At 74.1% G+C, this 13096-nt stretch carries 11 protein-coding genes; 9 read left to right on the top strand and 2 right to left on the bottom strand.

The genetic code is table 11. The features are described 5' to 3' along the window. The first annotated feature begins 164 nt into the window (after nt 1-164). The 9 genes from ACFY00_RS17610 to ACFY00_RS17570 all read left to right on the top strand — a co-directional run bounded on the left by ACFY00_RS17610 (nt 165) and on the right by ACFY00_RS17570 (nt 11527). The gene (locus ACFY00_RS17610) at nt 165-1166 is read left to right on the top strand and encodes a TauD/TfdA dioxygenase family protein (protein ID WP_388032379.1); all 1002 of its coding nucleotides are present in this window, start codon (nt 165-167) and stop codon (nt 1164-1166) included. A 54-nt stretch (nt 1167-1220) separates the two neighbouring features. Further along, the gene (locus ACFY00_RS17605; RefSeq protein WP_388032377.1) at nt 1221-2480 is read left to right on the top strand and encodes an ROK family protein; all 1260 of its coding nucleotides are present in this window, start codon (nt 1221-1223) and stop codon (nt 2478-2480) included. Between the two features lie 53 nt (nt 2481-2533). After that, nucleotides 2534-4141, top strand: a complete 1608-nt coding sequence (locus ACFY00_RS17600; RefSeq protein WP_388032375.1) for an ABC transporter substrate-binding protein — start codon at nt 2534-2536, stop codon at nt 4139-4141. 3 nt (nt 4142-4144) lie between these two features. After that, nucleotides 4145-5089 carry an ABC transporter permease gene (locus ACFY00_RS17595; protein WP_388032373.1) on the top strand — a complete coding sequence of 315 codons (945 nt, stop codon included), beginning with the start codon at nt 4145-4147 and terminating at the stop codon, nt 5087-5089. Nucleotides 5090-5096: 7 nt separating this feature from the next. Further along, nucleotides 5097-5948: an ABC transporter permease gene (locus ACFY00_RS17590; RefSeq protein ID WP_388032371.1), complete on the top strand. Its 852-nt coding sequence runs from the start codon at nt 5097-5099 to the stop codon at nt 5946-5948. A gap of 59 nt (nt 5949-6007) precedes the next feature. Continuing rightward, nucleotides 6008-7645, top strand: coding sequence for a dipeptide ABC transporter ATP-binding protein (locus tag ACFY00_RS17585; protein ID WP_388032370.1), 1638 nt, complete (start codon nt 6008-6010; stop codon nt 7643-7645). Further along, nucleotides 7642-9978, top strand: a complete 2337-nt coding sequence (locus ACFY00_RS17580) for a sulfatase-like hydrolase/transferase (RefSeq protein ID WP_388032368.1) — start codon at nt 7642-7644, stop codon at nt 9976-9978. The genes ACFY00_RS17585 and ACFY00_RS17580 overlap by 4 nt, the downstream gene beginning before the upstream one ends. A gap of 101 nt (nt 9979-10079) precedes the next feature. Then, complete coding sequence (locus tag ACFY00_RS17575) at nt 10080-10655, top strand: TetR/AcrR family transcriptional regulator (RefSeq protein ID WP_388032366.1); 576 nt, start codon at nt 10080-10082, stop codon at nt 10653-10655. A gap of 83 nt (nt 10656-10738) precedes the next feature. After that, on the top strand, nt 10739-11527 hold the full coding sequence (locus tag ACFY00_RS17570; protein ID WP_388032364.1) for an SDR family oxidoreductase: 789 nt from the start codon (nt 10739-10741) through the stop codon (nt 11525-11527). A gap of 44 nt (nt 11528-11571) precedes the next feature. Here ACFY00_RS17570 and ACFY00_RS17565 read toward each other — a convergent pair whose 3' ends face one another. After that, a complete protein-coding gene (locus tag ACFY00_RS17565) occupies nt 11572-12201 on the bottom strand; it encodes a DUF6000 family protein (protein ID WP_388032362.1) in 630 nt (209 codons plus the stop codon). Nucleotides 12202-12315: 114 nt separating this feature from the next. Next, a complete protein-coding gene (locus tag ACFY00_RS17560; protein WP_388032360.1) occupies nt 12316-13062 on the bottom strand; it encodes a phosphotransferase family protein in 747 nt (248 codons plus the stop codon). Between the last annotated feature and the right edge of the window lie 34 nt (nt 13063-13096).

The following is a 13096-nucleotide window of genomic DNA, read 5'->3' as shown; positions in this document are numbered from 1 at the left end:
GGTGGCTGCTGTCGGCGCTGCGCGTAGGCCTCGGCGCTCTTCCCTTCCCTCCTCCCCGTCACGGCGGTGCGCCCTCCGGGCTGCCCGATCGCCGTGTCGCGTCCGGCTGTTGTGGCGACGCCCGTGCGCTGTCGCCGTTCCCGTCCTCCCGAAGGAGTTCCACCATGTCCGTTTCCACGTCCACGTCCACGTCCGCCCCCACTCCCACTCCCACCGAGCTGCGGCTGACCCCGGCGGCGGGCCGGATCGGCGCGGTCGTCCACGACGTCAAGCTGGGCGGCGACCTGCCCGCGGAGACGGTGGCGGCGCTGGAGGCCGCGCTGTACGAGCACAAGGTGCTGTTCTTCCGCGGCCAGGGGCACCTGGACGACGCCGAACACGAGGCGTTCGCACGGCTGTTGGGGCAGCCGGTGTTCCACCCGACGGTGCCGAGCGCGGACGGCCGGTACATCTTCGAGCTGGACGCCACCAAGGGCGTGCGGGCGAACAACTGGCACACCGACGTGACCTTCGTGCCCTCGTACCCGAAGGCGTCGATCCTGCGGGCGCTGGAGCTGCCGCCGGCGGGCGGCAGCACGGTGTGGGCGAACACCGCGGCCGCGTACCAGGACCTGCCGGCGCCGCTGAAGGCGCTCGCGGAGAGCCTGCGGGCGGTGCACACCAACGACTACGACTACGCGGCGAACCTGGCACTGGCACCGGAGTTGGCGGACAACGCCGAGGTGGCGAAGCTGTTCCGGCAGGTGTTCGTGTCGACCGCGTTCAAGACCGAGCACCCGCTGGTGCGGGTGCACCCGGTGACGGGCGAGAAGCACCTGCTGCTGGGGTCGTTCGCGCAGAAGATCGTGGGCGTGTCGGGCAAGGACAGCCGGGCGCTGATCGAGCTGTTCCAGCGGTACGTGGAGCGGCTGGAGAACAGCGTGCGCTGGGACTGGCAGGTCGGCGACGTGGCGATCTGGGACAACCGGGCCACCCAGCACTACGCGGTGAACGACTACGGCGACGAGCCGCGCCTGGTGCGCCGGATCACCCTGGACGGCGACCTGCCGGTGGGCGTGGACGGGCGGCCGAGCCGCCTGCTGGAGCCGGCCGACCCGCCGCGGGTGGCAGGTCTGGTCCCGGCCGTGGAGCTGGAGGCCGAGTCGCTGGCCGGTGCCGTCTCCTGACGCACCGCCCCGCACAACAGGCCGACCATCCGCCAGCACACAGGAGTTGAATCCGTGACCAGCACTGCCCGCACCCACCCGGGCCCCGCCGCCCCGCGTCCGGCCTCCCGGGCCGGGGACGACCGGCGGGAGGCGAACGCGGCCACCGTGCTGCGGGCGGTGCTGGACCACGGGCCGGTGGCGCGCAGTGCGGTGGCCCGGTTGACGGGGCTGAGCGCGGCGGCGGTCTCCCGGCAGGTGGTGGATCTGCTGCGGCTCGAACTGCTGGCGGAGCGGCCGGAGTTGGCGGTCGGTGCGCCGGGGGTGCGGGGCCGTCCGCAGCTGCCGCTGGAGGTGGACGCGGAGCGGCTGGCGGTGGCCGGGCTGCACGTGGGCCTGCCGTACAGCACCTTCGCGCTGCTGGACCTGCGCGGCCGGGTGCTGTTCCGGCAGGAGCTGCCGCACGGCGGGCGGCGCGGGTCGACGGTGCTGAAGGCGCTGCTGGCCCGGGTGCCGCGGCTGCTGGCGGCGGCCGCGGCCGATCCGGCCACGGCCGGGCGGCGGGTGCTGGGGCTGGGTGCGGTGACCGGTGGCGCGGTGGACGCCGAGCGCGGGGTGACCGTCCGGCACGAACCGTTGGGCTGGCACGAGGTGCCGCTGCGGGAGTTGCTGGAGCGGGCGACCGGGCTGCCGGTGCGGGTGGACAACCACGCGCGGGCGCTGGCCGCGGCGGAGGTGCTGTTCGGTGATCCGGCGGCCCGGCGGTCGATGGTGCAACTGTTCGTGGGCCACGTGGTGGACGCGTCCATCTCGGTGGCCGGGACGGTGCACCAGGGTCCGCCGTCGGTGACCGGTGACGGCGGGCACCTGCCGGTGCCGGGCAGCACCGCGCGATGTCACTGCGGCCGCCACGGCTGCCTGTCGGTGGCCGCGTCGGACGACACGCTGTTCGACGCGGCCGTCGCGCAGGGCGTGATCGCCCGGCCGGACCGGGGGCTGCTGCTGGCGGCCGTCCGGGCCGGGGACGGGCGGGCCGACGCGCTGGTGCGCGAGCGGGCCCGGGTGGTGGGCGGGGCGCTGGCCCTGCTCGCCGACGTGGTCAACCCGGACCTGCTGGTGCTGACCGAGACCTTCGCACTGGCCGATCCCACCTACCTGGACGTGGTGCGCGAGGAGTTCGCGCTCCGTTCGCACCTGCACCGGGACGCCGGGCTCCTGGTGGCGCAGCGCTTCGGCGCGAACGCGCTGGCGGTGGCGGCCTGCGCGCCGGTGCTGGGCGAGTTGTACGCCCGTCCGCTGGACGAGTGGCACGCCCGCCCGTTCGCCGCCCGCTGACTCCCTCTCCTCCCTCCCTATTCGAACTCGCTTCTCCCGAAGGACTGTTGACGATGACCGTGTTCCCCGCCGGCTCCGGTGGCCCGCTCCCCCTGCCCGCGATCTCGCGCCGTGCGCTGCTGCGCGGCTCCCTCGCGGGCGCCGGCCTGCTGGCGCTGTCGGCCTGCCGTTCGGCGGCGGACTCCTCGCCGGGGGCGGAGGCGGCGGGCGGTGCGGCCTCGCCGCGCCGGGGCGGGGTGCTGACGGTGGGCGTCGGGATCGACTTCACGCCCGCCCTGCTGTTCGCGCAGAGCGCCAACTCGCTGCTGCAGCGGCTGGTGTTCAACACGCTGACCCGCTACGACGACCAGCTGCGCCCGCAGCCGGAGTTGGCGAAGAGCTGGGAGGTGGCGGCGGACGGCCTGAGCGTGACGCTGAAGCTGCGCGACGACGTCACGTTCCACAGCGGGCGGAAGTTCACCGCGGACGACGTGGTGTTCGCGGTCAAGAACCTGCAGAACCCGGCGCGTTCGGCGCAGCTGCGCTCGACGGCGCTGACCGTGGCGGACTTCCGCAAGAACGGCGACTTCGAGTTGACGCTGGTGCTGGCACACCCCGTGTCCAACCTGTTCGACCTCTTCGAGTTCATGATCATCCCGGATTCGCAGTCCGTGGAGGACGCGGTCGCGGGCACCAGGCTGATCGGTACCGGCCCGTTCACCTTCACCGACCGCAAGCCGGGCTCCTCGCTGAGCTTCGCCCGCAACGAGAAGTACTGGAACCCGGGCCGCCCGTACCTGGACGGGGTGGAGATCAAGGTGATCCCGCAGGCGGAGACGCTGCTGTCCTCGGTGAAGACCGGCCAGACCCACCTGACGTACGCGGTGCGCGGCAAGGACGTGGCGACGCTGAAGGACGACAAGCGGTTCCGGATCACCCAGTACGACACCGGCGCGGGCGCGTTCTACATCGGCGCGAACCTGTCCTTCCCGGAGGTGCAGGACAAGCGGGTGCGGCAGGCGATCGCCTGGGCGATCGACCGGGACCGGCTGGTGCAGCAGGCGCTGGGCGGGTACGCGACGGTCTCCTCGGTGCCGTGGCCGAAGTCCTCCCCCGCGTACCGGGAACAGGACGCCACCCGCTACCACCACGACCCGGAGAAGGCCAAGGCGCTGCTGAAGGAGGCCGGGGTGACCTCGCTGTCGCTGCCGCTGGCGCACCAGTCGGACGCCGGGTCGACGGCGATAGCGCAGATCCTGCAGTACGACCTGAAGCAGGTCGGGATCGAGGTGCAGCTGCAGCCGGTGGACTCGCCGACCATGCAGAAGCAGCTGATCTCGCAGTCCATGCCCGCGCTGTGGACGCTCAGCCACGGCTTCGCGCAGGCGCACCCGGCGACGCTGGCGGTCAGCGCGTACCCGTTCAACGAGGCGAAGAACACCTCGAAGTTCTCCTCCCCGGCGTACACCGAGGTGGTGCAGAAGGCCTGGAACCGCTCGGACGCGGACAGCCCGGAGGCGAAGGCGCTGTACCAGCAGGTCACGGACATCCTGCTGGACGAGCAGTTCATCATCGACCTGGCGATCGCCGGGCTGGTGGAGGTCGCGGGCGCGCAGGTGCGCGGCGCGACGCTGAACAAGTACTCGTACCTGAACCTCGACGACGCGTACCTGGCGGGCTGAGCCGTGCGGACCTTCCTGTTCAAACGGCTGCCGAGCGCCCTGGCGGTGCTGGTGGCCGCCTCGTTCACGGTGTTCCTGATGCTGCGGCTGATCCCGGGCGACCCGGCGACCACGCTGGCGGGGCCGGACGCCTCGCCCGCCACGATCGCGGCGATCCGGGAGCGGCTGGGGCTGGACGCGCCGCTGCTCTCGCAGTACGTGCACTGGCTGGGGCAGGTGCTGACGGGTGACCTCGGGCCCAGCTACGCGATCGGCGGGCAGGTGTCCGGGCTGATCGGGGACGGCCTGGCCGCGACGTTCCAGCTCACGGTCGCGGCCCTGCTGCTGGTGGTGCTGCTGGCCGTGCCGACGGCGCTGTACGCGGTGTCGGGGCGGCGGCGGGCCCTGTCGGGGGCGCTGCGGGCGCTGACCACGGGGGCGCTGGCGGTGCCGCCGTTCGTGACCGGCGTGGTGCTGGTGCTGGTGTTCGCGGTGGGCCTGGGCCTGCTGCCGGCCGGCGGGCACGCCTCGCTGTTCGACGCGCCGGACCTCGCGGTGCAGTACCTGGCGCTCCCGGCGCTGTGCCTGGCGCTGCCGAGCGCGGCGATCCTGGCCCGCTACCTGCAGGACGGGCTGGAGCGGGCGCTCGGCGAGGACTACGTGCGCACCGCGACGGCGCTGGGGGTGCCGCGGCGCCGGATCCTGTGGCGGCACGCGCTGCCGAACGCGCTGCCGTCCGCGGTGACGGTGCTGGGCCTGCAGATCGGGCAGCTGATCGCGGGCGCGGTGGTGGTGGAACGGATCTTCGCCTGGCCCGGCCTGGGCCAGCTGATCGAGCAGGGCGTCTCGCGCCGCGACTACCCGGTGGTGCAGGACCTGCTGCTGCTGGTGGTCGCCGGGTACGTGGCCGTGCAACTGCTCACCGACCTGCTGTACTCCTGGCTCGACCCGCGCGTGCGGTGGGAGTGACGACACGATGACCACGATCTCCTTTCCCCTGGCTGCCGGTGCGCGCAGCCGCAACCGCTACGTCGCCGGGCTGCGGACCTGGCGGGGCGTGACCGGCCTGGTGCTGGTCGGGACGGTGGCGCTGGCCGGGCTGCTGGCCCCCTGGCTGACCGACGCCGACCCGGACGCGCAGGGCGCGCAGGCGCTGGCCGCACCGAGCGGGGACCACCCGCTGGGCACCGACGACATCGGGCGGGACCTGCTCAGCCGGGTCCTGCACGGCATCCTCACCGACCTGTCGATCATCCTGACGGCCGTTCCGGCGGGCGCGCTGATCGGTGCGGCGCTGGCCCTGCTGGCGGGCACCTCGCGGGCCGCCGACCTGGTGGTGCAGCGGCTGTTCGACCTGGTGCTGTCCTTCCCCGGGCTGATCCTCGGCCTGGCGGTGACGGCGATCCTCGGGCCGGGCCGCTGGCCGGTGGTGATCATCATCGCGCTGGCCGAGATCCCGTACTTCGGACGGCAGTTGCGGGCCGGCGTGCTGGTGCAGCGGGAGCGCGAGTACGCGCTGGCCGCCCGGGTGGGCGGTGCGGGCCGGGCCCGGGTGCTGCTGCGGCACGTGCTGCCGAACGCGGTCGACCCGCTGATCGTGCAGGGCGCGGTCGCCCTGTCGGTGGGCGTCTTCATCGAGGGCGCGCTCAGCTTCCTCGGCCTGGGCGTCCGCCCGCCGGAGCCCACCCTGGGCAGTCTGATCAGCGGCTCGGTCGCCTACCTGGACACCCACCCCGTCCTGGCGGCCGCCCCGCTGGCCGTCACCACCGCCCTCGTCCTCGGCTTCACCCTGCTGGCCGAGGCGCTGAACCGCGGGGCGCGCTCATGAGCACGGGAGCCCGACCCCAGCCGACTTCCCGGCGACGTCCCGAACCGGAGGGCCGCACGATGACCGAACTGATCGACCGCCCGCCGCTGGCGGAGCAACCCCCGCCCCCCACCGCCGAGTTGCTGCGGGTGCGGGAGCTGGGCGTGGCGTTCGGGGAGCGGGCGGTGGTGCGCGGGGTGGACTTCGCGCTGGGGGCCGGGGAGAGCCTGGGGATCGTGGGCGAGTCCGGGTCGGGCAAGTCGACGACCGCGCTGGCGCTGCTGCGGATGCTGCCCGCCGGGGGCCGGATCACCGGCGGGGCGGTGGAGTTGGACGGGCAGGACCTGGCGGGGCTGCCCGAGGAGGCGCTGCGGGCGGTGCGCGGCAGGCGGATCGCGATGATCTTCCAGGACCCGATGTCCTCGCTGAACCCGGTGCTCCCGGTGGGCCGCCAGTTGGACGAGGCGCTGCGGGCGCACGGCGAGCGCCGCCCGAAGGCCGAACGAGCCGCCCGGGCGGTGGAGTTGCTGGAGCTGGTGGGCGTGCCGAAGGCGGCCTCCCGGCTGGGCGACCACCCGCACCAGTTCTCCGGCGGCCAGCGCCAGCGCATCATGATCGCCCTGGCGCTGGCGCACGACGCCCAGGTGCTGGTCGCGGACGAGCCGACCACCGCGCTGGACCCGACCGTGCAGCGGCAGATCCTGCGGCTGCTGGCCCGGATCAACCGGGAGCGCGGCACCGCGCTGGTGGTGATCAGCCACGACCTGGGCGTGATCGCCGAGACCTGCTCGCGGCTGCTGGTGATGCGCGACGGCGAGGTGGTCGAACAGGGCGCCACCGCACGCCTGTTGACCGCCCCGCAGCACGCGTACACCAGGTCGCTGCTGGCGGCGGTGCCGCGGCTGGACGCCCCGTCCCGGGCGGCCGGGAACAGCACCCCGGGGGCCGAACCGCTGCTGGTGGTGCGCGGGTTGGCGAAGGCGTACGGTCCGCGGCGGCGGCGCAGCCCGGCGCTGGAGTCGGTCGACCTCGACCTGCACCCGGGCGAGACGCTGGGCCTGGTCGGCGAGTCCGGTTCGGGCAAGTCGACGCTGGCCCGGGCGCTGGTGGGCGCGCACGCGCCCGACGCGGGCAGCATCAGCTTCGCCGGGCAGCCGCTGGACGGCCGCCGGGCCCGCCGGGAGATCCAGATGGTCTTCCAGGACCCGTACGCCTCGCTGAACCCGCGGCTGACGGTGGGCCGGATCATCGCCGAACCGCTGATCGCCCACAAGGTCGGCGACCGGGCGCAGCGGCAGGCCCGGGTGGCCGAACTGCTGGAGCAGGTGGGCCTGGAGGCGTCGGCGGCGGCCCGTTCGCCGCGCGAGTTCTCCGGCGGCCAGCGGCAGCGGATCGGCATCGCCCGGGCACTGGCGCCCCGGCCGAGCGTGCTGGTGTGCGACGAGCCGGTGTCGGCGCTGGACGTGTCGATCCAGGCCCAGGTGATCGACCTGTTGGCGCGCCTGCAGCGGGAGTTGGGCCTGGCGGTGCTGTTCATCGCGCACGACCTGGCGGTGGTGCGGCAGGTCAGCCACCGGATCGCGGTGCTGCACCGGGGCCGGATCGTGGAGAGCGGCCCGGCCGACCGGGTGGTCACCTCCCCCGAACACCCTTACACGGCCGAGCTGCTGGCGGCCGTCCCGTCCCTTCCCACCCCTACTTCCGGGAGCCTGTTGTGAGCGAGAGCGACGAGAGCGGCCACCGCCGCGACCCCTACGCGGGCTTCCCCGGGCGGGTGGGGCGGACGTTCGGCGAGTCGGTGCCGTCCTGGCCGCGGCGGGTGCGCCCGCGCGAGGGGGCGCCGAACGTGGTGGTGGTGCTGGTCGACGACCTGGGCTACAGCGACATCGGGCCGTTCGGCTCGGAGGTGCCGACGCCGACCCTGGACGGCCTGGCCGAGCGGGGCGTGAAGCTCGCCAACTACCACACCATGCCGCTGTGTTCACCGGCCCGGGCGGCGCTGCTGACCGGTCTGAACCCGCACCGGGTGGGGTACTCCTTCGTGGCCAACGCCGACCCGGGCTTCCCCGGGTACGGGATGGAGATCGCGGACGACGTCCCCACCCTGGCGCAGACCCTGCACGACGCCGGGTACGCGACGTACGCGGTCGGCAAGTGGCACCTGACCCGGGACTCCGCCTCCTCGGCGGCCGACGACCGGGCCAACTGGCCGCTGCAGAAGGGCTTCGACCAGTACTACGGGGTGCTGGAGGGGCTGACCAGCCTGTTCCACCCGCACCAACTGGTGCGCGACAACTCGCCGTTGGACATCGACGAGTTCCCGGACGGCTACTACTACACCGACGACATCACCGACCAGGCGATCGGCATGGTCAAGTCGCTGCGGGCGCACGACGCCGACAAGCCGTTCTTCCTCTACCTGGCGCACAACGCGGTGCACGGCCCGCTGCAGGCCAAGCCGGAGGACCTGGAACGGCACCGCGGCCGCTACGACGGCGGCTGGGACGAGCTGCGGGCGCAGCGCTTCGCCCGGCAGTTGGCGGCCGGGCACTTCCCGCCCGGCACCGAGCTGCCGGAGCGCAACGGCGAGGCCGGGTACGAGGTCGGGGCGTGGGACGAACTCGACGAGGTGCAGCGGAAGTTGTACGCCCGCTACATGGAGGTGTACGCCGCGATGGTCGACAACGTCGACCGGAACCTGGGGCGGCTGACCGCCGTGCTGGAGCAGCTCGGCGAACTCGACAACACCATCGTGGTGTTCACCTCCGACAACGGCGGCACCGGCGAGGGCGGCGCGGAGGGCACCCGCAGCTACTTCAGCCGCTTCGTCCACCACCCGAACCTGCCCGCGGACTGGAACCCGGACGTGCAGCGGGAGATCGACCTGATCGGCGGTCCGCAGTCGCTGGTGCACTACCCGCGCGGCTGGGGCATGGCCTCCAACACGCCGTTCCGGCTGTACAAGGGCCAGACCTACGCGGGCGGCGTGCGGGTGCCGTTCGTGCTGTCCTGGCCGGCCGGGCTGCCGCGCGCGGCGGGCGACGACGGGGTGCGCGACCAGTACCAGTACGTCACCGACCTGCTGCCCACGCTGCTCGAACTCACCGGCGTGCGGCGGCCGTCGGAGCGCGGCGGGGTGCCGGTGCAGGAGCTGGACGGGGTCTCCTTCGCGTCCGTGCTGCGGGAGGCCGGGGCGCCGTCCACCCACCCGGAGCAGTACTGCGAGATGACCGGCAATCGCTCGTACTACCGGGACGGCTGGAAGCTGGTGACCCTGCACCGGCCCGGGGCGCCCTACGACGACGGCGAGTGGGCACTGTACGACCTGCGCACCGACCCGACCGAGATCCACGACCTGTCGGCCGAACACCCGGAGCTGGTCAAGGAGTTGGCGCAGGCCTGGGAGGACGCGGCCTGGCGCAACGGGGTCTTCCCGCTCTCCGACGCCTCCGGCGCGTTCGCGCTGCGCAACCCGGAGGAGGAGGCGCTGCGCCGCCCGGTCACCCTGCTGGCCGGAACGCCGGAGCTGGAGCGCTACCGCTCCTCCCGGCTGGTGGCGTTCCGCTCCTTCACCGCCGAGGTGGCGCTGGACCACCACGGCGCCGACGACCAGGGCGTGCTGCTCTCGCACGGCGACCAGGGCGGCGGCTACAGCCTGTACGTGGAGGACGGGCGGCTGCACCTGGCGTACAACCAGTACGGCGAGCTGTTCGAGGCCGACGCGGGCGAACTGCCGCCCGGGGCGCACCTGGTGGCGCTGGAGGCGACCGCGGTGGCCGACCTGAAGTGGACGTTCGAGGTGCGGGTGGACGGGGTGGTGACGGGCGCGCTCGGCCCGGTGCACCAGCTGATCGGGATGGCGCCGTTCCAGGGCATCAGCGTCGGCGTGGACCGCAAGTCGCCGGTGTCCTGGCCGCTGTGGGAGCGCCACCGCTCCTTCCGCTACACCGGGGCGCTGCGCTCGGTCACCTACCTGCCGGGCCCGGCCGCGCCGTACGACCCGGAGACGGTGGTGCGGGCGCTGCGGGAGGCGGCGGCGGCCTTCGAGTAGGCCTTCGAGCAGGCCTTCGCGTAGGTCTCCGAGCAGAGGCCCGGGGGCGGCGACCGGAAGGTTGTTGACCCCCGGGTCAAATATGTCGTAGCGTCAGACGCATGGGAAGGCCGAAGCAGTTCGACGAGGAAACCGCCGTCGCGCAGGCGATGGAGGTGTTCTGGACCAACGGCTACGCCGGGTCCTCCCCCGCCGAACTGGCGGAGGCTGCCGGGATCGGCAAGGGCAGCCTCTACCACGCCTTCGGCTCCAAGCGGGAGCTGTTCGGACGGGCGCTGGACCTGTACGACCGGGCCGGCACCGCGTTCGCCGAGGAGTTCCTCGCCGCCCCCGGCAGCACGAAGGAGCGCGTCCGCGCCTACCTGCGCCTGCTGGTCGACGTGGACTTCGACGCCCCGGTGCGGCGCGGCTGCCTGGCCGTCAACACCGCGCTGGAGCTCGGCGGGCGCGACGAGGGCGCCACCGCGGCGGTGCGCCGCGCGGTGGAGCGCAGCGCCGACCTGCTGGCCGCCCGGATCGAGCGTGGCAAGCTGGACGGCGACGTGCCCGCCGCGGTGGACGCCGCCGAGCAGGCCCGCTTCCTGATGGTGACCCTCGCCGGCCTCCGGGTCACGGCCCGGATCTTCGACCGGGAGACGGTGCACGCGGCCATCGACACCGCCGTCGCCCACCTCTGACCTCCCCCGCCCCGCCCGGCGGGGGCGCTGCACGCCCACATATTTGACCTCTGGTTCAAGAACTATTCGGAATGAGGACTGCCATGGATCTCGGACTCGACGGACGCACCGCCCTGGTCACCGGCGCCGGGCGCGGCATCGGCCTGGCCGTCGCCCGCGCCCTCGCCGCCGAGGGCGTCAAGGTGGTCGGGGCCACCCGCTCCGCGAGCCCCGAACTGGCCGAGGTCGCGGCGGCCGTCGCCCTGGTCGACCTGGGCACGGCGCAGGGCGCGGCCGAGGCCGTCCGGCAGGCCCTGGACGCGGTCGGCGGGATCGACCTGCTGGTCAACAACGTCGGCGCGGGCGACACCGACCGGATGGTGCTGGGCAGCGTGCTGGACGTCCCCGACGAGCAGTGGCAGTCGCTGCTGGAGCTCAACCTGTTCAGCGCGGTGCGCACCACCCGGGCCGCCCTGCCGAGCCTGCTGGAACGGGGCGGGGCCATCGTCAACGTCTCGTCCATCAACGGCCGCACCCCCCTCGGCTCCCCGGTCGGCTACGCGGAGGCCAAGGCCGCGCTCAACCAGTTCGGCAAGCGCCTCAGCGAGGAACTGGCCCCGCGCGGCGTCCGCGTCAACACCGTCTCCCCCGGCCCCACCGCCACCGCCATGTGGACCGACCCGACCAGCTACGGCGGCCACTTCGCCGACTTCCTCGGCGTCCCCCACGAGGCGCTGCTGGCCGACCTCCCCGCCCGGATCGGCAGCGCCTCCGGCCGCCTGACCACCCCCGAGGAGGTCGCCGACCTGGTGGTCTTCCTGCTCTCCGACCGCGCCGCCAACATCCACGGCGCCGACCACGTCATCGACGGCGGCACCCTCAAGGCCGCCTGAACGCGGCCGCAGCGGCGGGGCCGGGGCCGCCCGGCCGCCGCCGGTCAGCGCTCCCGCACCGCGCAGTGCCGCGCGCTCTCCCCGACGAGGGCGCGCAGCTCGTCGACGGCCCCCCGGTGGCGGTCCGGCGTGCTGTGGTGCTCCTCGCGGGGCGGGCCGCCGATCCACTGCTCCCAGAGGCCGCCCGGGGCGAGGAACCGGGCGGCCCGGTCCGCGCCGAGCCCGGCGTCGAGGCGCAGGAGCGCGCCGATCGCGGCCGGCTGGTCGTAGCAGAGGTCCGGACGGCGCAGGTAGCGGTCCAGGTAGGCGACCAGCAGGTCCGCGTCGGCGGGGGTGCCGAGGACGGCGAGCGCGAGCGCGTACGCCGTCCCCGCGTAGCAGACCTCGCTGGCCAGCAGCAGTTCGCCGAGCCGCTCGCGGAACCCGGCCCGCCCGGCGACCGCGATCAGCCAGGCCGCCGTCGTGCGCTCGCGCCACCCGCCCTCCAGCAGGACGGCCAGCTCCGACGGGGTGATCGCGGCGGCGTCGCGCCCCAACTCCCGCAGGAACGCCTCGCGTTCGGTCGCCTCCCGGCGCAGCAGGCCGGCGCCCAGCTTGAGGTACCGGCGGTCGGGCGTCACGTAGCGGCGGACCAGCTCCCTCAGTTCGGGGTCGTTCTCGTCAGGACTGCGCATGCCCGCATCCTGCCCGGTGCGCACCGTCCCGCCCAGCGCTTTTCCCACCCGGCACTTTTCCCGGACGACCTGCTGCGGCCCGGGTCTCACGCCCGGACCCTCACGCCCGGGTCCTCACATCCGGGCCCGCAGTACGTCGACCTCGCAGCCGGGCGCGAAGGGGTCGAAGCCGTGCCCGGCCAGCCAGCGGACCACCAGCAGGCTCCGCAGCGACCACCAGCCGCGGATCGCCTCGCGGTCGACGTCGCCGCCGTAGCCGGCCAGGAGGTCGTCCAGGCGCTCCTCGTGCCCGAGCGTGAAGGTGGCGAGGTCGTACAGGGCGTCGCCGCGGCCCGCCTCGGACCAGTCGATGACGCCCGTGACCTCGTCGTCCGCGACGAGGACGTGCGCGATCTGCAGGTCGCCGTGCGTGAACGCCGGGGTCCACGGCCGGAGCGCGGCCTCGGCGACCCGGCGGTTGCGGGCGACCAGGTCGGCGGGCAGCAGGCCGCTCGCCACCAGCAGCCCGCACTCCTCGTCGAGTTCCACCGCCAGTTCCTCGGCGCTCCGCCCGGCCCGGCCGGGCCTGGGCGGCAGCGGCGCGTCGTGCAACTGCCGGATGGTGGCGCCCGCCGCGGCCCAGCCCGCCCGCGACCCGGTCGACGGGCCGCCCAGGTGCCCCAGCGGCGCCCCGGGCAGGGCGGCCAGTGCGAGCACCGGCGGCTCGCACCACAGCACCGCCGGGGTCGGGACCGGCGCCAGCGACATCGCCGCGACCTCGGCGTCCATCCGGGCCCGGTCGGCGTCCACCTTCAGGAACACCTCGCCCACCCGGAGGGTCGCGCGCTCGGAGTGGGCGACCACGACTTCGACCTCGTCCATGGCCACCAGTGTCCCGGGGAAGGGCGCGGCCCAA

The organism is Kitasatospora sp. NPDC001540, assembly GCF_042894345.1.
In the GTDB taxonomy this organism is placed as follows: domain Bacteria; phylum Actinomycetota; class Actinomycetes; order Streptomycetales; family Streptomycetaceae; genus Kitasatospora; species Kitasatospora phosalacinea_C.
Note: the sequence above shows the minus strand (reverse complement) of the source record. Positions and strands in the feature narration are given on the sequence as shown.